This is a genomic window from Streptococcus sp. oral taxon 061, assembly GCF_964211575.1.
Classification (GTDB): Bacteria; Bacillota; Bacilli; order Lactobacillales; family Streptococcaceae; genus Streptococcus.
On record NZ_CAXOQQ010000004.1, the window covers coordinates 176108 to 197173 of the forward strand.

Annotated in this window: 22 protein-coding genes and 1 pseudogene; 12 read left to right on the forward strand and 11 right to left on the reverse strand. The window is 38.1% G+C overall.

The window, feature by feature from the left end; all coding sequences use genetic code 11:
- Positions 1–35: 35 nt before the first annotated feature.
- On the reverse strand, positions 36–254 hold the full coding sequence (gene nrdH, locus AB8E63_RS04710; RefSeq protein ID WP_004253610.1) for a glutaredoxin-like protein NrdH: 219 nt from the start codon (positions 252–254) through the stop codon (positions 36–38).
- Positions 255–614: 360 nt separating this feature from the next.
- Here nrdH and AB8E63_RS04715 point away from each other — a divergent pair, with 360 nt between their 5' ends.
- From AB8E63_RS04715 to udk, 3 genes are all read left to right on the forward strand, one after another.
- On the forward strand, positions 615–878 hold the full coding sequence (locus tag AB8E63_RS04715) for a phosphocarrier protein HPr (protein WP_000146952.1): 264 nt from the start codon (positions 615–617) through the stop codon (positions 876–878).
- A gap of 4 nt (positions 879–882) precedes the next feature.
- Positions 883–2616 (forward strand): phosphoenolpyruvate--protein phosphotransferase, encoded by a 1734-nt coding sequence (ptsP, locus tag AB8E63_RS04720; RefSeq protein ID WP_036757512.1) that lies wholly within the window; start codon positions 883–885, stop codon positions 2614–2616.
- 120 nt (positions 2617–2736) lie between these two features.
- On the forward strand, positions 2737–3375 hold the full coding sequence (udk, locus tag AB8E63_RS04725; protein ID WP_004253618.1) for a uridine kinase: 639 nt from the start codon (positions 2737–2739) through the stop codon (positions 3373–3375).
- Between the two features lie 33 nt (positions 3376–3408).
- Here the strand turns inward: udk and AB8E63_RS04730 are convergent, their stop codons facing one another.
- The 3 genes from AB8E63_RS04730 to coaB are packed head-to-tail and all read right to left on the reverse strand — an operon-like array spanning position 3409 to position 5208.
- Entirely contained in the window at positions 3409–3972 is a 564-nt protein-coding gene (locus AB8E63_RS04730) for an ECF transporter S component (protein ID WP_049496359.1), read from the reverse strand.
- Positions 3956–4507 carry a phosphopantothenoylcysteine decarboxylase gene (coaC, locus tag AB8E63_RS04735; RefSeq protein ID WP_368910206.1) on the reverse strand — a complete coding sequence of 184 codons (552 nt, stop codon included), beginning with the start codon at positions 4505–4507 and terminating at the stop codon, positions 3956–3958. The genes AB8E63_RS04730 and coaC overlap by 17 nt, the downstream gene beginning before the upstream one ends.
- Before the next feature lie 14 nt (positions 4508–4521).
- Complete coding sequence (gene coaB / locus AB8E63_RS04740; protein ID WP_368910208.1) at positions 4522–5208, reverse strand: phosphopantothenate--cysteine ligase; 687 nt, start codon at positions 5206–5208, stop codon at positions 4522–4524.
- Positions 5209–5441: 233 nt separating this feature from the next.
- Here coaB and AB8E63_RS04745 point away from each other — a divergent pair, with 233 nt between their 5' ends.
- Entirely contained in the window at positions 5442–7112 is a 1671-nt protein-coding gene (locus tag AB8E63_RS04745) for a formate--tetrahydrofolate ligase (protein WP_368910209.1), read from the forward strand.
- An 83-nt stretch (positions 7113–7195) separates the two neighbouring features.
- Here the strand turns inward: AB8E63_RS04745 and lysS are convergent, their stop codons facing one another.
- From lysS to AB8E63_RS04770, 5 genes are all read right to left on the reverse strand, one after another.
- On the reverse strand, positions 7196–8686 hold the full coding sequence (gene lysS / locus AB8E63_RS04750; protein WP_368910211.1) for a lysine--tRNA ligase: 1491 nt from the start codon (positions 8684–8686) through the stop codon (positions 7196–7198).
- Between the two features lie 135 nt (positions 8687–8821).
- Positions 8822–9445, reverse strand: coding sequence for a histidine phosphatase family protein (locus AB8E63_RS04755; protein ID WP_368910213.1), 624 nt, complete (start codon positions 9443–9445; stop codon positions 8822–8824).
- Positions 9442–9927 carry an aminoacyl-tRNA deacylase gene (locus AB8E63_RS04760; protein WP_368910215.1) on the reverse strand — a complete coding sequence of 162 codons (486 nt, stop codon included), beginning with the start codon at positions 9925–9927 and terminating at the stop codon, positions 9442–9444. Before AB8E63_RS04760 ends, AB8E63_RS04755 begins: the two co-directional genes overlap by 4 nt.
- A complete protein-coding gene (locus AB8E63_RS04765) occupies positions 9927–10769 on the reverse strand; it encodes a DUF368 domain-containing protein (RefSeq protein WP_254724165.1) in 843 nt (280 codons plus the stop codon). The genes AB8E63_RS04760 and AB8E63_RS04765 overlap by 1 nt, the downstream gene beginning before the upstream one ends.
- A 106-nt stretch (positions 10770–10875) precedes the next feature.
- The gene (locus AB8E63_RS04770) at positions 10876–11676 is read right to left on the reverse strand and encodes a glycoside hydrolase family 25 protein (protein ID WP_247912360.1); all 801 of its coding nucleotides are present in this window, start codon (positions 11674–11676) and stop codon (positions 10876–10878) included.
- Between the two features lie 157 nt (positions 11677–11833).
- Here AB8E63_RS04770 and glmU point away from each other — a divergent pair, with 157 nt between their 5' ends.
- The 8 genes and pseudogenes from glmU (at position 11834) to AB8E63_RS04810 (ending at position 19234) form a co-directional block, all read left to right on the forward strand.
- The gene (gene glmU / locus AB8E63_RS04775) at positions 11834–13213 is read left to right on the forward strand and encodes a bifunctional UDP-N-acetylglucosamine diphosphorylase/glucosamine-1-phosphate N-acetyltransferase GlmU (protein WP_368910218.1); all 1380 of its coding nucleotides are present in this window, start codon (positions 11834–11836) and stop codon (positions 13211–13213) included.
- Between the two features lie 9 nt (positions 13214–13222).
- Positions 13223–13768 (forward strand): NUDIX hydrolase, encoded by a 546-nt coding sequence (locus AB8E63_RS04780; RefSeq protein WP_368910220.1) that lies wholly within the window; start codon positions 13223–13225, stop codon positions 13766–13768.
- 11 nt (positions 13769–13779) lie between these two features.
- The gene (gene macP / locus AB8E63_RS04785; RefSeq protein ID WP_368910222.1) at positions 13780–14091 is read left to right on the forward strand and encodes a cell wall synthase accessory phosphoprotein MacP; all 312 of its coding nucleotides are present in this window, start codon (positions 13780–13782) and stop codon (positions 14089–14091) included.
- 10 nt (positions 14092–14101) lie between these two features.
- Positions 14102–14797, forward strand: a complete 696-nt coding sequence (locus AB8E63_RS04790; RefSeq protein WP_368910224.1) for a 5'-methylthioadenosine/adenosylhomocysteine nucleosidase — start codon at positions 14102–14104, stop codon at positions 14795–14797.
- Positions 14798–14924: 127 nt separating this feature from the next.
- Positions 14925–17213: a DNA helicase PcrA gene (pcrA, locus tag AB8E63_RS04795; protein WP_368910226.1), complete on the forward strand. Its 2289-nt coding sequence runs from the start codon at positions 14925–14927 to the stop codon at positions 17211–17213.
- A gap of 79 nt (positions 17214–17292) precedes the next feature.
- Entirely contained in the window at positions 17293–17553 is a 261-nt protein-coding gene (locus tag AB8E63_RS04800; RefSeq protein ID WP_045763891.1) for a SemiSWEET family transporter, read from the forward strand.
- A gap of 105 nt (positions 17554–17658) precedes the next feature.
- Positions 17659–18359 (forward strand): annotated as a pseudogene (locus tag AB8E63_RS04805) (response regulator transcription factor).
- The gene (locus tag AB8E63_RS04810) at positions 18356–19234 is read left to right on the forward strand and encodes a sensor histidine kinase (RefSeq protein WP_368910228.1); all 879 of its coding nucleotides are present in this window, start codon (positions 18356–18358) and stop codon (positions 19232–19234) included. The pseudogene AB8E63_RS04805 and the gene AB8E63_RS04810 overlap by 4 nt, the downstream one beginning before the upstream one ends.
- 39 nt (positions 19235–19273) lie before the next feature.
- On the opposite strand, the gene AB8E63_RS04815 is transcribed toward AB8E63_RS04810, so the two are convergent.
- Both AB8E63_RS04815 and AB8E63_RS04820 read right to left on the reverse strand, forming a co-directional pair.
- Positions 19274–20035 (reverse strand): ABC transporter permease, encoded by a 762-nt coding sequence (locus AB8E63_RS04815; protein WP_368910230.1) that lies wholly within the window; start codon positions 20033–20035, stop codon positions 19274–19276.
- 10 nt (positions 20036–20045) lie between these two features.
- Entirely contained in the window at positions 20046–20954 is a 909-nt protein-coding gene (locus AB8E63_RS04820) for an ATP-binding cassette domain-containing protein (RefSeq protein WP_368910232.1), read from the reverse strand.
- Between the last annotated feature and the right edge of the window lie 112 nt (positions 20955–21066).

Consider the following 21066-nt stretch of genomic DNA (forward strand, 5'->3'; position numbering starts at 1 on the left):
TCTAAGATTGACATAGAAGCTTTTAATCCTGATACTTAAGCAAGTTCTTTAAGTTTTGCTGGTTGAAAACCAGAGAAAACTTCAGTTGGTGTTTGAATGATAGGAGCAGCGCTGAAGCCTAGCTCTTTAACTTGTTCAATAAATTCAGGTTGTTCATCAAGATTGATTTCGCGATATGCAATTTTGTTACTATCTAAGAATCGTTTGGTCATTTTACATTGAACACAATTGTTTTTAGAATAAACGGTTACCATTCTGTAACTCCTCTTTCAAAATTTAATTACTTCTTAAGTATATCAAAAAAAAAATCTTTGTCAACGAAGAAAAACTAAATATTGTAGATTTTTTTTAGATGAGAGTTATCTAAACACAATATATAGTGATTACAAAAAATAAAACCCATAAATAACAGCGTTTTCTAAATGTTAAAATTATAAAAAACTACATGATGTATTTTGATACATAAAATAGAAGATTTTCAGCAAGTTATCTGAAAGGAAAAAGAAGAAATCCCATAAAATACTTGAAAAAATTCCTAGAAGATGATATAATACCAAATTGTAAGGGTTATCAGATATAACTCAAAAAGAAAACATTTAAAGGAGAGTCAAATTATGGCTTCTAAAGATTTCCACGTAGTGGCAGAAACAGGTATTCACGCACGTCCAGCAACATTGTTGGTACAAACTGCAAGCAAATTTGCTTCAGATATTACTCTTGAGTACAAAGGTAAATCAGTTAACCTTAAATCTATCATGGGTGTTATGAGCCTTGGTGTTGGTCAAGGTGCTGACGTTACAATCACTGCTGAAGGTGCAGACGCTGATGACGCTATCGCTGCTATCTCAGAAACAATGGAAAAAGAAGGATTGGCATAAGGATATGACAGAAATGCTTAAAGGAATCGCAGCATCTGATGGTGTTGCAGTTGCTAAAGCATATCTACTCGTTCAACCGGATTTATCATTCGAGACTATTACAGTCGAAGATACAAATGCAGAAGAGGCTCGTTTGGATGTTGCTCTTGAAGCTTCTCAAAACGAGCTTTCTCTTATCCGCGAGAAGGCTGTAGGTACGCTTGGTGAAGAAGCGGCGCAAGTATTTGACGCTCACTTGATGGTTCTTGCTGACCCTGAATTGATCGGTCAGATTAAAGAAACAATTCGTGCTAAGAAAGTAAATGCAGAAGCAGGTCTGAAAGAAGTTACAGACATGTTTATCACAATCTTTGAAGGTATGGAAGACAACCCATACATGCAGGAACGTGCAGCGGATATTCGCGACGTTACCAAACGTGTTTTGGCAAATCTTCTTGGCAAGAAACTGCCAAACCCAGCTTCAATTAATGAAGAAGTAATCGTGATTGCGCATGACTTGACTCCGTCTGATACTGCTCAATTGGACAAAAACTTTGTAAAAGCTTTTGTAACAAACATTGGTGGACGTACAAGTCACTCAGCTATCATGGCTCGTACACTTGAAATTGCAGCTGTATTGGGTACAAACAACATCACTGAACTTGTAAAAGATGGTGACATTTTGGCTGTTTCAGGTATTTCAGGTGAAGTTGTTATCAACCCAACTGAAGAACAAATTGCGGAATTCAAAGCAGCTGGTGAAGCTTACGCTAAACAAAAAGCTGAATGGGCTCTTTTGAAAGATGCTAAAACTGTTACTGCAGATGGGAAACACTTTGAGTTGGCAGCTAATATCGGTACACCTAAAGATGTTGAAGGTGTGAACGAAAATGGTGCTGAAGCTGTTGGTCTCTACCGTACAGAATTCTTGTACATGGATTCTCAAGACTTCCCAACTGAAGACGACCAATACGAAGCATACAAAGCAGTTCTTGAAGGAATGAACGGTAAACCTGTTGTCGTTCGTACAATGGATATCGGTGGGGATAAAGAACTTCCTTACTTCGATCTTCCTAAAGAAATGAACCCATTCTTGGGTTACCGTGCTTTGCGTATCTCTATCTCTGAAACTGGTAACCAAATGTTCCGTACACAATTGCGTGCATTGCTTCGTGCATCTGTTCACGGTAAATTGCGTATCATGTTCCCGATGGTTGCTTTGTTGAAAGAGTTCCGTACTGCTAAAGCTATTCTTGAAGAAGAAAAAGCAAAATTGGTTGCTGAAGGTGTCGCAGTTGCAGATGATATCCAAGTTGGTATCATGATTGAAATTCCTGCTGCAGCTATGCTTGCAGACCAATTTGCCAAAGAAGTTGATTTCTTCTCAATCGGTACAAACGACTTGATCCAATACACAATGGCTGCTGACCGTATGAACGAACAAGTTTCATACCTTTACCAACCATACAATCCATCAATCCTTCGCTTGATCAACAATGTTATCAAAGCAGCTCACGCTGAAGGTAAATGGGCTGGTATGTGTGGTGAGATGGCTGGTGACCAAACAGCTGTTCCACTTCTTGTCGGAATGGGATTGGATGAGTTCTCAATGTCAGCTACTTCAGTACTTCGTACACGTAGCTTGATGAAGAAACTTGACACAGCTAAGATGCAAGAATACGCTAACCGTGCTCTTACTGAATGTTCAACAATGGAAGAAGTTCTTGAACTTTCAAAAGAATACGTTAACTTTGATTAAAAACATTAAAACCTTGTAGAACTAAACTACAAGGTTTTTTGTACGATAATTTTAAAAGTCATCCTGTAAAATTTTCTAAAAATATGGTAAAATAGACAAAGGAAAAATACGGAGGCAACTATGCAAAACAGACCAATCATTATCGGAGTAACAGGGGGATCTGGTGGAGGAAAAACCAGTGTTTCTAAAGCAATTTTATCGCATTTTCCCAACGAAAAAATTGCCATGATTGAGCATGATTCCTACTATAAAGATCAATCTCATCTAACCTTTGAAGAACGTATTAAGACTAATTATGACCATCCTTTTGCTTTTGATACTGACTTGATGATTGCGCAAATTAAGGAATTGTTGGCGGGGCGTCCTGTTGATATTCCTACCTATGATTATGCTGCCCATACAAGAAGCTCGAAAACCTATCGTCAAGAACCTCAAGACGTCTTTATCGTAGAAGGAATCTTGGTTTTGGAAGACAAACGTCTTCGTGATTTGATGGATATCAAGATTTTTGTGGACACTGATGATGATGTTCGTATCATCCGTCGTATTAAACGCGATATGGAAGAGCGTGGTCGTAGTTTGGATAGCGTCATTGATCAGTACCTTGGTGTCGTAAAACCTATGTATCATCAATTTATCGAGCCAACAAAGCGTTATGCAGATATCGTTATTCCAGAAGGAGTGACAAATACAGTAGCTATTGATTTGCTGACAACAAAGATTGAAAAGATTTTAGAAGAGGCTCGTTTAGCCCAGTAATAGAAATAAAAACTGTATCTATTGATACAGTTTTTATTGTTTTATTTTTTCAAGTCTCGGAACAATGACGAGAGTTAAGAGGGCTGAGATAATTAATTCTGCGATTGAATTTGTTGAGATAACAGTCGCTAATAGTTTTTGAATATTTCCATCAAAAACATTACCAAAGAGAAAGAAGATACCACCTAAGACAAATACTGTATTCGTGAGTGAACCAAGTGCACCTGCAAAGATGAGTCCAGCTCTACCCTTTAGTAGTTTATAGACGAAATAAGGGGTCAAACCGATTAAGATACGAGGAACAATTGCAATCACAACTGAATAAAAGTTACCATTTGGTACAAATGGTGAGAAGAGATAGCTTGTTGGCAGGATTGTGAGAGTATTAACCGTTAAGCTAAGCATTCCCATCAGAAAACCTAAGGTTGCCCCGATTCTTGGTCCGTAGATAATACTTGCAATAATTACTGGAATGTGAACGATGGTTGGTTTGATTGGAAAGGGAAGTACATTAAATAAAATTGAGCTTAGTAAATGAATAACAATCATAATAGCAAAAAAGATAGCGATTGGAGCAATATTAGAGCGTTTGTTCATGAATTTTATCCTTTATTTCTTGTAAAATAGTTTCGAGATCAGCGAGAGCACCACGACCTGTATCCCCACAGGCCAGTAGAGAATCTTTGGGAGTAATAATTGTATAACCATAATCTTCTAAAGTTTTAAGATTAGCTTGGGTCGCAGGGTGGTCATACATCTTTGTGTTCATAGCTGGAGCCAATAGTTTGGGTACAAAGTATGGCAAAGCAAGAGCAGTAGCAGTCACCATATTGTCAGCAAAACCGTGAGCTAATTTAGCGATTGTATTGGCTGTCGCAGGAACTACGATAAATAAATCTGTTTCTTTTCCTATTTGAATGTGATTCACTTGATCTGGACAAGGTTCCTGCATGACATCAAGATGTACAGTATTTTGAGATAGTACTTGTAAAGTTAATGGCTGAATGAATTCTGTTGCTGACTGAGTCATAAGAACAGTAACAGAATGCCCCTGTTTTTTTAAAGAACTAACTAGGTCAACTGTCTTGTATGCAGCAATAGAACCTGTAATAGCGAGTGTAATACGGGCCATAAAATTCCTTTCTTTTAGTCATAACTTTTGATTTTCTCGAGGAGTAAATCAGCAATTTCATGTTTACTCATAGCAGTTTGAAAACTGTTTTTCTCAACTAAATAAGCCTTATGTTGCTCGCTGTTAATCTGAGTGAGGTCGTTTGCTACAATCAAATCAGCTTGATTCTTTTCAAGACTTTCACGAGCAATTTGAATCAGATGTTCCTGACTGACATCAACCAATAATTTAAACCCAATGAGATGAATGCTGGGATTCCATTCTTTAACAAGAGATATAATCTTAGGATTTTTCTTGAGAAAAAGCACCTGTACGTCATCTTTAGAGGAGATTTTTGTTTCCTGATTTTTCTTATCTAAAAACTCTGTTAAATCTTGACTAGTTTCAACCTCGTCAAAACCAGCCATATAGACAGGCGTGTAATCTGATACAGCCATAGAATGTATTAAGACTTGGTAATCCGTAACCTTATCTTTCATGACTTGTAGCAAATCAGCTGTATTTTTAATTTCGATGATGGTCAAGTTTGGATGACTAACTGGCTTAACTGCCTGAAGAGTGGTAATCAAACAAACTTCGTGGCCAGCCTTTAGAAGAGTTTCGGTGATAATTTTTCCAAGTTTACCGGAAGAGTGATTGGTAATAGAACGAACTCTATCAATTTTTTCACTTGTACCACCAGAAGTAACTAAAATTTTCATAGAACTATTGTACAAAAAAATGAGCATTAAGTAAAATGAAAGCGATGTAACAAGGGCCGAAAATAGGATGTTAATCCATAGTTAAAATCTATAAAGGCATATAAAAATTTAAATAGAGATTAAGAAAGTCTGTTATTTAGCGATATTCACGAACGTTACTAATCATAATGACTGTTAAAAATCTTGTTTTATGATATAATGAATTAACACATTAGAGGCTAGAGGAGTTTTTTATGAAAACAGATATTGAAATTGCACAGAGTATTGAGTTAAAACCGATCGTTGATGTTGTTGAGAAACTTGGTATTTCATACGATGATTTGGAGTTGTATGGAAAGTACAAGGCTAAACTAAGCTTTGACAAGATTCGTGAAGTTGAGGCAAACCCAGTTGGTAAGTTGATTCTTGTTACAGCTATCAACCCAACACCTGCTGGTGAAGGAAAGTCAACCATTACCATTGGTCTTGCTGATGCTTTGAACAAGATTGGTAAGAAAACTATGATTGCCATCCGCGAACCTTCTCTTGGCCCTGTTATGGGGATTAAAGGTGGAGCTGCTGGTGGTGGTTATGCACAAGTGTTACCAATGGAAGATATCAACCTTCACTTTACTGGAGATATGCATGCTATTACAACTGCTAACAATGCTCTCTCTGCCTTGATTGACAATCATTTGCACCAAGGAAATGAGCTAAAAATCGATCAACGTCGTATTCTCTGGAAACGTGTTGTTGACTTGAATGACCGTGCTCTTCGTCACGTAACTGTTGGTCTTGGTGGTCCACTTAATGGTATTCCACGTGAAGATGGTTTTGATATCACAGTTGCTTCAGAGATCATGGCTATCCTTTGCTTGGCAACTGATATTGAAGATTTGAAACGTCGTTTGGCTAATATCGTCATCGGCTACCGTTATGACCGCACACCAGTTTCAGTTGGTGATTTACAGGTTGAGGGTGCCTTGGCATTGATTTTGAAAGATGCTATTAAACCCAACTTAGTTCAAACAATTTATGGTACACCTGCATTCGTACACGGTGGCCCATTTGCCAATATTGCTCACGGATGTAACTCTGTATTGGCGACTAAAACAGCTCTTCGTTTAGCTGATTATACTGTAACAGAAGCTGGCTTTGGTGCCGACCTTGGTGCTGAGAAGTTCCTGGATATCAAGACTCCAAACTTGCCAACAGCTCCAAGTGCAGTAGTCATTGTGGCGACTCTTCGTGCCCTTAAGATGAATGGTGGTGTTGCAAAGGATGCTCTGACAGAAGAGAATGTAGAAGCAGTACGTGTTGGATTTGCAAACTTAAAACGCCACGTTGAAAATATTCGTAAGTTCGGTATTCCAGCAGTTGTTGCTATCAATGAATTTGTTTCTGATACAGAAGCGGAAATCGCAGCCTTGAAAGAACTATGTGCTTCAATCGATGTACCAGTCGAATTAGCGAGCGTATGGGCTGATGGAGCTGAAGGAGGAGTTTCTCTAGCTGAAACTCTCGTAAAAACAATCGACGAAAACCCAGCAAACTACACACGTCTCTATGACAACTACCTTTCTGTTCAAGAAAAAATCGAAAAGATTGTGACTGAAATTTACCGTGGTAGCAAGGTTAACTTTGAGAAGAAAGCTCAAACCCAAATTGCACAAATCGTACAAAATGGTTGGGATAAACTGCCAATCTGTATGGCTAAGACTCAGTACAGTTTCTCAGATAATCCAAATGCACTTGGAGCACCTGAAAACTTTGAAATTACCATTCGTGAATTGGTACCAAAACTTGGTGCAGGCTTCATCGTTGCCTTAACTGGTGATGTCATGACTATGCCTGGACTTCCAAAACGTCCTGCCGCTCTCAACATGGATGTTGAAAGCGATGGAACTGTTCTTGGATTATTCTAATTCAAACACAAAAGACAACCTCTTAGATAAGGTTGTCTTTTTAACTACAAAAAACTCCTAGAAATCATCTAGGAGTTTAGTTTTTATTTCATAGTTGGGAAAAGAAGTACGTCACGGATAGTAGTAGTATCAGTGAGTAGCATGCAGAGACGGTCGATACCGATTCCCAAACCACCTGTTGGTGGCATACCATATTCAAGGGCTTCGATGTAGTCGTAGTCAATGCCAGTTGCTTCATCGTCACCAAGTTCTTTGGCTTTGGCTTGGGCTTCAAATCGGCTAAGCTGATCGATTGGATCGTTCAATTCAGTAAAGGCATTTCCGTATTCTTTAGTCATAATGAAGAGTTCAAAACGGTCAGTGAAACGTTCATCTTCAGGATTTTTCTTAGCAAGTGGTGATACAGCTACTGGGTGACCATAGACAAAGGTTGGTTGAATTAAGGTTTCTTCAACAAATTCTTCAAAGAAAGCATTGATAATGTGACCGACTTCTGTATAGTGTTTCTCAACTGGAACTTTCTTGTCAGCAGCAATAGCTTTAGCTTCTTCGAAAGTCATGCCATGCCAGAAATCTACACCTGTAATTTCTTTGATAGCATCCACCATGTGTACACGTTTAAATGGTTCGTTAAGTTTAATCTCAGTTCCTTGATAGATAACTGGAGCCTCGCCTTTAACAGCTTTTGCAACGTGTTGGATAATGCCTTCAGTCAAGTCCATGATATCTTGGAAGTCTGCATAAGCTTGGTAAACCTCGATAGAAGTGAACTCAGGGTTGTGTGTAGCGTCCATACCTTCGTTACGGAAGATACGACCGATTTCGTAAACGCGTTCCATACCACCGACGATAAGTCGTTTCAAGTGAAGCTCAGTCGCGATACGAAGCACCATGTCAATGTTTTGAGCATTGTGGTGAGTAATAAATGGACGAGCAGCAGCACCTCCAGCTTCGTTGTGAAGAACAGGTGTTTCAACTTCAAGGAATCCTTTTTGGTCTAGGTAACGACGAATTTCAGAGATGATTTTTGAACGAGTGACAAAACGTTCAAAGCTCTCACGGTTAGAAATTAAATCTAAGTAACGTTTACGGTAAATGGTTTCAACGTCAGTTAAACCGTGGAATTTTTCTGGAAGCGGACGAAGAGCCTTAGACAAGTGAGTAATGTGAGTTGCCTTGATAGAGAGCTCTCCCATATCGGTACGCATGACTTCACCTTCGACACCAAGGAAGTCTCCGAGGTCAGCTTTTTTAAAGATTTCGTAGTTTTCTTCACCGACCTCATCTTTACGAACGTAGATTTGGATTTGACCTTCGCGGTCTTGAAGATGGGCAAAGCCTACCTTTCCTTTACCTCGTTTTGTCACTAAACGTCCAGCGATAGTAGCAGTTTCGTTTAGTTCGTGTAGCTGTTCTTTATCAAGATCAGCAAATTTATCTTTTAGTTCTTGAGAGTTGGCAGTACGTTCAAAACGTTTACCGAAAGGATCAATTCCTTGTTCACGGAGCGCAGCCATTTTTTCGCGGCGAACGATCTGTTGGTCATTCAATTCTTCCATGTGTTCTGTTGACATGAGTTCCTCCTAATTTTAATCGAAATTTGAAATAATAAATTAATTTTTCACGATACTCCATTTTATCATAAATAGTCAAGAAATTCACGGATATTCTATAAAAACTAAAAAGAACTTGATTGTTAATATCAAGTTCTATATTTTTTGATAAGAAGTATCGTTCCAAGTCTTTAGAGTAAATGTTTCAAAGTCATCAGTTTCTATAATTGTTAGACTTGCATTAGCCAAACCTCCGTCTTTACGAAGCAGAGCTTCCTGATAGCCTATCAGCGTGCGAAGACTTGCAGTAAGGTTTGCTCCATGACCAACAAGTAATAGGTATTCTGCCTTAGAGTTTTTTAAGGACTTGATAAATTGGATGGTCCGCTGAGTTGTAGTGTAGAGTGATTCGGCTTCAAACATGCGAGTATCAAACTTAGCTAAGTTTGTTTTAAAAGCTTGAATTTGCTGAGGGTAGATAGCATTTAAAGTCGCAATTTTTAGACCTTCCAGTTTACCGAGGTGCCATTCTCTGAGTTCAGGAACACTTTCTAAAGGACATGGATTTGTCAGTTGACTTTGGATAATTTCAGCTGATTTTACCGCTCTTGGTAAATCACTCGAATAGATCTTGTCAAAAGGGATATCTTTAAGATACCAACCCAGCTCTTTTAAAGTTTCAATAGATTCAGGAAGAAGTGGTGAATCTCCGCCAGCCCCTTGAAAACGACCTTCTAGATTCCAGACTGTTCGACCATGACGGACAAAGTAAAGTTTCATAAGTTACTTTCCTCCAAGATATCAACAAAGCTGGCTTTTACAAAGTTTGCCAGATCTTTAGGTGTGATGATGATACTGTGCCCGACCTCGCCAGCAGAGACAATCATTTTTTCCAATTCTAAAGCTGTTTCATCAATAAAAATAGGGTAGTTGTGCTTTTGACGGATACCGACTGGATTATTAGCTCCATGGATATATCCAGTTGTTTTTTCTAAATCCTTTTGAGGAATCATAGCCACTTTTTTATTACCAGAAATCTTTGCTAATTTCTTTTCAGAAAGGTGTTCGGTGATAGGAACAATTCCAATAACCGGACCAGTCTTGTCACCCAATAATGCTAAGGTCTTAAAGATATGATTTCTATCATAATTAGAAGGAAGTTCTCCCTCTAAAGCGTTAATTTGAATACCTTGATGGTCAATACCTGCCTTAGTCAATATTTGCTCTACTAAGGTTTTTTTAACTTTTACTTTTTTAGCCATTATTTGTATTTATCCTCCAATTGACTCATCCAAATACCTAACCAAATACCAAGAGCAAAAAAGAAGGCAACAATGACATAAGACACAAGAGATAAACCAGTGTAGTTAATACTTTCAGCATTACCCGCATTTGGAATCAATATCAAGAGTGTACTTGAAAGAACTATTGCAATGATGAAATGATAAACACGAGAGTGATACACTCGAAGAGCGTAGTCCATCAATTTTGAAAAAATGACTAGAGTAGCAGCAGCTCCAATTCCTATTGGAAGGAAGGTACCAAATAAATCAAAAGTTTTAAATCCAGTTAACATTGGGGTATAAAGACCTAAAATCAAGAGAAGATTTGAGGGGCTTAATCCTGGAACCAAGATACCTAGAGCAAGCAGAGCACCAGCTAGGATAAAACTTGTGAAACTTGCGCTGAGTGAACCAACAACAAAGTTTAAAGCATAAAGACCAATTCCAGAAACAATAAAGGTCACCCAAAACCAGATAAGATCGACTTTGTCTCTTTCTGAATCTTGAGTAGCCTCCCTTACAAGGCTTGGGACTGTACCAATAATGGCACCCGCAAAACTCCATAAAACATAAACCTGATAGTGCTCAAGGAGGTACTCAATTGGATAAGAAAATAGCCCAATACCTAGTAACATCCCAATAGCAACAGGTAAGAAATAAAGAATATCTTCTTTTAGGTTTTTGAATGGATGGGCAAGAAAACGAATCATTCTCTCATAGATACCCAAAATAGCTGCCAAGACTCCACCAGAAATACCAGGCAAGATAAATCCTAGCGCAATAACAATTCCTTTAATCATTTTTGAAATCCAAGATAACATAAACTCTCTCCATATTTATTCTCTAAAATTCTCTTCTTGTATTATATCACAAAGTAAGAGAAATAAAAAAAGCAAGCAGAAGTAATATCTTGCTTGCTGAATGAAATTAAGGTTTTAAGAATAGTTTTCTAAACGTTTCTTCCTTATCTTTTGATAAAGAAATAAGATTTAAGTCTAGATGATGTTCAAATCCAACCAAGTTTCCTTTTGATGTATATTGATGAAGATCAAAGTCAAGGTCTGTATTTGGTGAATTTTCAAAATAGCCCGAATCTGCGCCATAGGAAGGAATCCAAATAGCTGAAAACTTATCTGTACTAATGCTATGCTCCTCCATGAAGTAAACACCGATGTAGATACCGATGTTTTTAGCACCTAGAGATTCTAGTTTAGCACGGAAAGCTTCAACCCCTTTATTCATGTCTGACATGGTTTTTTCTTCGACATCTAACCAATAGTAACTTGGATTGTATGGGGAAGCTGAATTGTAGAATGCTTCAGCAGCCTTTTCCATTTCCTCTACACTTTTTCCAGATACATATGCATAGACAGCAACTGGAATATTCCTTTTTTGGAATTCTGTGATATGACTTTTATAAGCTTTATCTGTTCCATTCGTATAAGATGCATCGTTCTCAGTAGTGATCTGGTTTCCTCCGTGGACTCGAACAATAGCACCAGAGATGTTTTTAGATAAAATATCATAGTTGATCTCTGACGGTCTTTGCCAACCAGAGATATCGATGATAGGCTTATCCAAGTTATGTAGAGCTTGTGTTTCTATTTGAACTGGATTTTGTTTGGTTTTTACAGGATGTTCTTCGAATCGTGGACGATTGAGAATCAAGAGTCCTATAAAAGCAGCAAATATAATAACTATAAAAGCTGGACGAATTTTTTTTCTCATACTCCTATAGTTTATCGTAATTTGTTAAAAAAATCAAAAAATTTACTCAAAACGGAGTAGTGACAGTCATTAACGTCATGTTGAGGTCAACAAATTTGTGTATCGTGAAGTAAATTGTGGTATAATAATAAAGAATTTCTATAGAAAAGAGAAAAATATGGCAAATTATGCAATTATTTTAGCAGCGGGTAAAGGTACCCGTATGAAATCAGATCTACCTAAAGTTATGCACAAGGTTGCGGGAATTTCAATGCTTGAGCATGTTTTTCGTAGCGTTGGCGTAATTAATCCTGAAAAAACAGTTACTGTAATCGGGCATAAGGCTGAACTTGTAGAGCAAGTTTTAGCAGGACAGACTGATTTTGTGAGACAATCTGAGCAATTAGGTACTGGTCATGCGGTTATGATGGCCGAGCCAATTCTTGAGGGTCTTTCTGGACAAACATTGGTTATTGCAGGTGATACACCATTAATCACGGGTGAAAGTTTGAAAAACTTGATTGATTTTCATGTGAATCACAAGAACGTAGCCACTATCCTTACCGCAGAAGCTGAAGATCCATTTGGTTATGGACGTATTGTTCGTAATGAAAATGCTGAAGTGCTACGTATCGTAGAACAAAAAGATGCGACTGATTTCGAGAAACAAATTAAAGAAATCAATACAGGAACTTATGTTTTTGATAACGCTCGTCTCTTTGAAGCACTTAAGAATATCAACACCAACAATGCTCAAGGTGAATACTATATCACGGATGTGATTGGAATATTCCGTGAAGCTGGTGAGAAAGTTGGAGCTTATACTCTGAAAGACTTTGATGAAAGCCTTGGAGTAAATGATCGTGTAGCGCTCGCTACGGCAGAAGCTGTTATGCGTCGTCGTATTAACCAAGCCCACATGGTTAATGGTGTTAGTTTTGTAAATCCAGAAGCGACTTATATTGATGTGGATGTTGAAATTGCTCCAGATGTACAAATTGAAGCTAATGTAACCCTCAAAGGTTCTAGTAAGATTGGTGCAGAAACTGTTTTGACGAATGGAACTTATATTGTCGATAGTACTATAGGTTCAGGTGCTGTAATTACCAATTCTATGATTGAGGAAAGCACAGTAGCAGATGGTGTTACAGTCGGACCTTACGCTCATATTCGTCCAGGATCTAGCCTGGCAAAAGATGTTCATATTGGAAACTTTGTTGAAGTTAAAGGTTCTAGCATTGGAGAAAATACAAAAGCTGGTCATTTGACATACATTGGTAACTGTGAAGTTGGCAGTGACGTCAACTTTGGTGCTGGTACAATAACAGTCAACTATGATGGGAAAAATAAATATAAGACAGTCATCGGAAACAATGTCTTTGTTGGTTCTAATTCAACCATCATTGCTCCTGTTGAACTAGGAGATAACTCTCTTGTTGGCGCAGGTTCAACCATTACTAAAGACGTGCCTGCTGATGCTATTGCCATCGGTCGTGGCCGCCAAGTTAACAAAGACGAATATGCAACCCATCTCCCTCACCATCCTAAAAACAAATAGGAGCTAATCATGGAATTTGAAGAGAAAACACTCAGCCGTAGAGAAATCTATAAAGGTCCTATTTTCCAATTGGTACAAGACCAGGTCGAACTTCCTAATGAAAAAGGGACAGCTCAACGTGATTTGATTTTCCATAATGGTGCAGTATGTGTTCTTGCAGTTACTCCAGAAAATAAGATTGTTCTAGTCAAGCAATATCGCAAGGCGATTGAAAAAGTTTCTGTTGAAATTCCTGCAGGAAAACTAGAAATTGGAGAAAACGCTGATCCTGAAGCGGCAGCCCTTCGCGAATTGGAAGAAGAAGCAGCTTACACTGGAAAACTGACTCTTTTGTATGATTTCTATTCTGCTATTGGTTTCTGTAATGAGCGATTAAAACTTTATTTGGCAAGTGATTTGACAAAGGTTAAGAATCCACGTCCGCAGGATGAAGATGAAACTTTAGAATTACTTGAAGTTAGTCTTGAAGAAGCTAAACAACTGATCCAGTCTGGTGATATCTGTGATGCCAAGACTATCATGGCTATCCAGTACTGGGAATTACAAAAAAAATAGGGGAGGAACCCATGGGAAAACCTTTATTAACAGACGAAATAATCGAGCGTGCAAATCGTGGTGAAAATATCTCTGGTCCTACTTTAGTAGACGATCAAGAGACAAAGATACTATCTACTTCATCTCAACATTATAGAGCTTCACGTTCAAGTGACCATGGATTTAGTCAAGATACCATAACGATTGAGGTTGAACCGCAAATCCATAAAAGTCGTCGAATCGAAAATACTAAGAGAAATGTCTTTAACTCAAAACTGAATAAGATTCTATTTGCTGTTATTCTTCTCTTGATTTTGCTAGTTTTAGCAATGAGATTTATTTAAGGGGAATGTCATGAAAATAGGAATTATAGCAGCTATGCCAGAAGAGCTAGTTTATCTAATTCAACATTTAGAAAATGCTCAAGAAGAGACGGTATTAGGAAATAAGTATCATACAGGTAAAATTGGTTCAGTCGAGCTTGTCTTGGTCGAGAGTGGAATTGGTAAAGTTATGTCTGCTATGAGTGTAGCAATCTTAGCTGATCACTTTAAAGTAGATGCTGTTATCAACACTGGTTCAGCTGGCGCTTTAGCAGAAGGGATCGAAGTCGGTGATGTAGTGATTGCTGAAAAGCTAGCCTATCATGATGTTGATGTGACTGCTTTTGGTTATGAATACGGTCAGATGGCCCAACAACCACTCTATTTTGAAACAGATAAAAAGTTTGTTAGCTTGATTCAAGAGAGTTTGTCTAAGCTTAACCAAAAATGGCATTTAGGTTTGATTGTGACGGGTGACAGCTTTGTAGCTGGTGAAGACAAGATAGCTGCTATAAAAAAACATTTCCCTCAAGTTCTTGCTGTGGAGATGGAAGGGGCGGCTATCGCTCAAGCAGCTCACGCTCTGAATCTACCTTTCTTAGTTGTCCGTGCCATGAGTGATAATGCTAACCACGAAGCTTCTATTTCATTTGATGAATTTATCGTAGAAGCAGGACGCAGATCGGCTCAAGCCTTGTTGACACTTTTACAATCTATTCATGATTAAAATAAAAAGAACACTTGTTAGTGTTCTTTTTTTAGAAAAAAAGGAAGCTTGTCTCTGATAAAGTTATTTTCAGTCTTTTTTGATATAATAGAAACATTGATTTCAAGAATAGGAATAGGAAGAGAAAATGAACCCTTTATTAAACGGTATGAATGACCGACAGGCTGAAGCGGTCCAAACAACAGAAGGTCCACTGCTGATCATGGCGGGGGCTGGTTCTGGTAAGACACGAGTTTTGACCCATCGTATTGCCTACTTAATTGATGAAAAGATGGTTAATCCCTGGAATATTTTAGCCATCACCTTTACTAATAAGGCTGCTCGTGAAATGAAAGAACGTGCCTATGGGCTTAATCCATCTACACAGGACTGTTTGATAGCGACCTTTCACTCTATGTGCGTTCGTATCTTACGTCGTGATGCGGATCATATTGGTTACAATCGTAACTTTACCATTATCGATCCAGGTGAGCAACGAACACTGATGAAACGCATTCTCAAGCAGTTAAACTTGGATCCTAAAAAGTGGAATGAACGCTCTATTTTAGGGACCATTTCTAATGCTAAGAATGATCTGATTGACGATGTTGCTTATGCTGCTCAAGCAGGAGATTTATATACAAACATTGTCGCTAAGTGTTATGAGGCCTATCAAAAGGAACTCCGTCAATCTGAGTCAGTTGACTTTGATGATTTGATTATGTTGACCTTGCGCCTCTTTGATAAAAATCCTGACGTCTTGACTTACTATCAGCAAAAATTCCAATATATCCATGTCGATGAGTACCAAGATACCAACCATGCCCAGTACCAACTGGTCAAACTGTTGGCTTCTCGCTTTAAAAATATCTGTGTTGTTGGGGATGCGGACCAGTCTATCTACGGATGGCGTGGTGCTGATATGCAGAATATCCTCGATTTTGAAAAGGATTATCCTGATGCTAAGGTGGTTTTACTAGAAGAAAATTACCGTTCAACAAAAACCATTCTACAAGCGGCTAATGACGTTATTAAAAACAATAAAAATCGCCGTCCTAAGAATCTATGGACTCAAAATGCGGATGGGGAACAAATTATTTACTACCGAGCTAACGATGAACAGGATGAGGCTGTTTTTGTAGCCAAAACCATTGATGAACTTGGTCGAAGTCAAAACTTCCTACATAAAGACTTTGCAGTCCTTTATCGTACTAATGCCCAGTCACGTACTATTGAGGAAGCTCTGCTCAAGTCCAATATTCCTTATACTATGGTTGGAGGAACAAAATTCTACAGCCGTAAGGAAATTCGTGATATTATCGCTTATCTGAATCTCATTGCCAATTTGAGTGATAATATCAGTTTTGAGCGTATCATAAATGAACCAAAGCGTGGTATTGGACCAGGAACTGTTGAGAAGATTCGCGACTTTGCTAATTTGCAAGAAATGTCCATGCTGGATGCTTCAGCCAATATCATGTTATCAGGAATTAAGGGTAAGGCAGCCCAGTCAATCTGGGACTTTGCCAATATGATTCTTGATTTGAGGGAGCAATTGGACCAATTAACCATTACAGAGTTGGTTGAGGCTGTCCTTGAAAAAACAGGTTACGTTGATATTCTAAATGCACAAGCAACCTTGGAAAGTAAGGCTCGGGTTGAAAATATCGAGGAATTCTTATCTGTTACCAAAAACTTTGATGACAATCCTGAAAGCCAAGAAGAGGAAACAGGACTAGATAAACTGAGTCGTTTCCTGAATGATCTTGCCTTAATTGCAGATACGGACTCAGGCAGTCAGGAGACGTCAGAAGTAACCTTAATGACCTTACACTCTGCCAAAGGACTCGAGTTTCCAGTTGTCTTTATTATTGGTATGGAGGAGAATGTATTTCCTCTTAGTCGTGCCTCTGAAGATCCTGATGAATTGGAAGAAGAACGTCGTTTGGCCTATGTAGGTATCACGCGCGCTGAGAAGATTCTCTATCTGACTAACGCAAACTCTCGCTTACTTTTCGGACGTACAAGTTACAATCGTCCGACCCGTTTTATCAACGAGATTAGTTCAGATTTGTTGACCTATCAAGGTTTGGCTCGTCCAGCTAATACAAGTTTTAAAGCATCATACAGTAGTGGTGGTACTACATTTGGGCAAGGAGTGAGTCTGGCTCAGTCTCTTCAAGAACGAAAACGGAATACTGCGCCTACATCGATCCAATCAAGTGGTTTACCGTTTGGACAATTTGCATCTACTAGTAAATCTTCTTCTAGTGAGACAAATTGGTCTATCGGTGATATTGCCCTTCATAAAAAATGGGGTCAAGGGACTGTCCTTGAAGTATCAGGTAGTGGATCAACACAGGAATTGAAAATCAATTTTCCAGAGGTTGGTCTCAAAAAACTCTTAGCCAGTGTAGCACCGATTGAGAAGAAGTAAGTTTTAAACGAATAGGTTTTTAAACTTCACTATCTTAAAAAATAGTGTATAATTGAGACTGTTTTTGAAAGGAGAAAAAATGACTGAAAAACAAATGAAAACTTTAGGTTGGATTGCAACCTTTATGTCTGTAATGATGTATGTCTCTTATATTCCTCAAATTATGAATAACCTTGCTGGTCAAAAAGGGAATTTTATCCAACCAGCAGTAGCTGCACTTAACTGCAGTCTTTGGGTTTACTACGGTCTCTTTAAAAAAGAACGTGATATTCCTTTGGCAGCAGCTAATGCACCAGGTATCGTTTTTGGACTTATTACCGCATTGACAGCTTTAATTTAATATAGCTAATGAACTCTTCTTCGTATTTAAGCATGAAGGAGAGTTTTTCTTTATCCGAAATTCCTAAAAAAACATGATATAATACTATTAGAAAGGTTGGTGTTTATGGCTAGAATACTTATCGTTGAAGATAATAATGAGATTCAAGAAATTTTGAGAACTCTTCTTTCTGAGGAGCATGAGGTGATTCAGGCTTTTTCTGGTACTGAAGGAATGATACGATTTGAACAAGGTGACATTGATCTAATCTTGTTAGATATTATGCTTCCAGGAAAAAATGGCGATCAGGTTTTAAAAGCCATTAGACACGATAGTTCAGTTCCTGTCATCATGCTAACTGCCCTAAGCGATAAAAAGCTCATCAGCCAATATCTCTTAGATGGTGCTAATGATTATATTGTAAAGCCTTTTGATTTGGATGAAGTTTTTGCTAGGGTTACGGTACAATTACGTCAAAATAGTGATAAGCAAGCAGCTGAAATCGAACATCCTGACAAATTGATTCAACAGTTAAAAAATATTCAATTTGATGCAGATAGTTTTGAAATCAAAAATTGCCAGGAAACTATTCGCCTAGCTAAGAAAGAATGTTTGATACTCCAAACCTTGCTGAGACATCCTAAGAAGATTTTTACGAAAGAAGAACTCTATGAATTAGTCTGGGAGGATACTTATTTACCAGGCGACAATACTCTCAACACTCATTTAAGTAATCTCCGTAAAAAATTAAGCCAACTTGATCCAGAGCAAGAGTATATTGAAACTATCTGGGAGTTGGTGTTCGGTTAAAAGGAGATGAGCAATGATCTATATTTTACTTTCTTTGCTACTGTTGGTTATTATCCTATTGACGATAGGGTTGATTCGCTATCATCTAGCACTGGTAAACTTGAGCCAACAAATTGAAGACAAGATTCTGACTGGAAGTATGAAGAGAATCGGGGTGTCCACTTTCTCCAAGGATTTTATACATCTTTACCAGCAAATCAATCATCTCTTTCAAGATGTTGAGCAGTCACGCTTGATTATGAAGCGAGAGAAGCAGACTTTAGACATGGCTATTAGCAATATTGCCCATGATATTCGGACGCCTTTAACGATTGCGTCGGGGTACACTCAGCAATTGCTTAAAACAGAAAATCCTGAGTCTGAGAGTTTGAGAAAAATTGCTCATCATCTCAATCAAGTTTCAAAACGCCTAGAGGCTCTTTTGGACTACCGTCGGTTAATGGAGGGAGCAGTTAAGCCTGACTTATCTGAGTTAGAAGTTTCAACATTTATGACGCAAAAATTGCTGACCTATTATGATTCTTTTCAGACGGCAAAGATTAACCTTGATTTGCAAGTAGAACCTGGTCTCTATTTATTAACAGATCCAGATTTATTAGATCGTATGTTACAAAATCTTATTGGCAATGTTTTAAAACATGGTAAGGATGAAGCGAGATTTTCTTTGAAAGAAGTGGACAATCATATCTGTTTGGAAATTGCTAATCTTGTCAAACAACCGATTCGTAAAATTGAAAATCTCAGTCAACGATTTTACTCTGAAAACCTCTCAGATACAGAAGAATCCTCTGGTTTAGGTCTTTATATTACAGAAGAATTATCTCATCTACTTGGTGCAGAACTACAACTAAGTAGTGATGGTGCTTGGTTTACAGTTAAGATACTCTTTTAAAACAAATAACCTCCTCTTTTTGAATAGAGGAGGTTATTTTTATAAGCTTTTCTTTTTGAAAACAGCAAGCCCACTAATGGTAAAGAGTAGAATAATGGTTACAGTAACGATAACGGTATATAGAATGGCCTGGCTATAGTCAGTCATGGCATAGGCAAAGTTCAAGGATAAATAGCGCAAAATCTCGATATCTGGAAAGATAAGCATTGGCGTTGAAAGCAAGATAGAGCTGATTAAATAGCCTATGAAAACAGCCAAATAAGAATGAGTCACATAGAGAATGAAGGAAACAATAGATAGCCAAGCTAGAAGACAGAGGAATTGAAGACCAATAGTAATAAGGAGATTGCCAATAAATCCTTCTGGCATCGTACCAAGACCGTTTAGGATAGTCGCTGGTACGAAAGCAATAACTAGGCTAACAAGAATTTGCATTAGAGCGATACTTGCTAATACTACAGACTTGGCTAGGAAGAATTCTGTACGAGAAACACCCACTGTCAAACTGTTTTTATAGAGTTTTCCGATAAGATCAACTCCTAGAACTAAGCAAGCAAGTATAATACAGAGGAAAACTAGGTTTGAGCTATTGCTAGAGGTGTTAATAAGGGCTTGTATCCCATCCCATCCCTTGCTTGGCAGTTCGGTTTCTGCGTTTGTACTTGTACTGACGGATATGATCTGTCCTGTAGCTCCGAAAGTAGCCCCCATTAACATGAGTGCAAAGAGAACGAGCTCTGTAATCCAAAATCCTTTGGAACGGAAAAGACGGTAAAAGTCTGCTTGAATTGTATGTATCATGGTTTTCCTCCTATTTTACTAATTGTGTGAAGTATTCTTCAAGATTTTGACGAGCATAGTAAATCTCATCCACGTCAACATCTGCTAGAGTAAGTTCTTTGAGAATGCGTTTGACATCTTGTTCATGACTAAAAATATGAATCTCATTATCTGAATTAACAACTTTAAATTCGAGATGAACTTTGTCTTTTAAGATTTGACTAGCTTTTTCTTTGTCACTTGTTTTTAGAACAATATAGTCTTCATTAAGCGTCTCAAATTCGGCCTTACTGATTTCTCGAATGATTTTCCCTTGGTCTAAAATTCCAAAGCGATTGGCAACCAGATAGAGTTCTGACAAGATATGACTAGAGATGAGAATGGTTATGCCTAGTTCTTGATTCAGACGTTGAATCATTTGACGAAACTCTTTAATACCGATTGGGTCAAGTCCATTGATAGGTTCATCAAGGATGAGAAAGTCTGGTTTTGATAGGAGGGCAATCGCAATGCCTAGGCGTTGTTTCATTCCAAGAGAGAAATCTCGAAAAACTTTTCTACCTGTATCTGTTAACCCCACATACTTTAATGTTTCCTGAATGACTTGATCAGCATTTGGGATATGTCGAATAGTACAATAGTACCTTAGATTTTGATAGGCTGTTAAATGATTGTGAGCTACTGGGGATTCAATGACTGAACCCACTCGAGATAGGGCTTTCGTACACTCCTTATACCCTTGACTAGAAAAGAGGGAAATAGTTCCTTGGTCAGCAGATAATAATTGTGTAACGATTTTAATCAGAGTTGTTTTACCAGCACCATTTTTTCCGATAAGTCCATAGATATCTCCTTCTTTAACTGAGAGACTAAGATCTTGTAGAATAGGTTGTTTGCCAAATTGTTTGGACAAGCCATGGATTTCGAGGACTGTTTTCATAGTTTTCTCCTTTAACCTTTAATACTCAATGAAAAACAAAGAGCAAACTAGGAAGCGAGCCGCAGGCTGTACTTGAGTACGTCAAGGCGAAGCTGACGTGGTTTGAATTTGA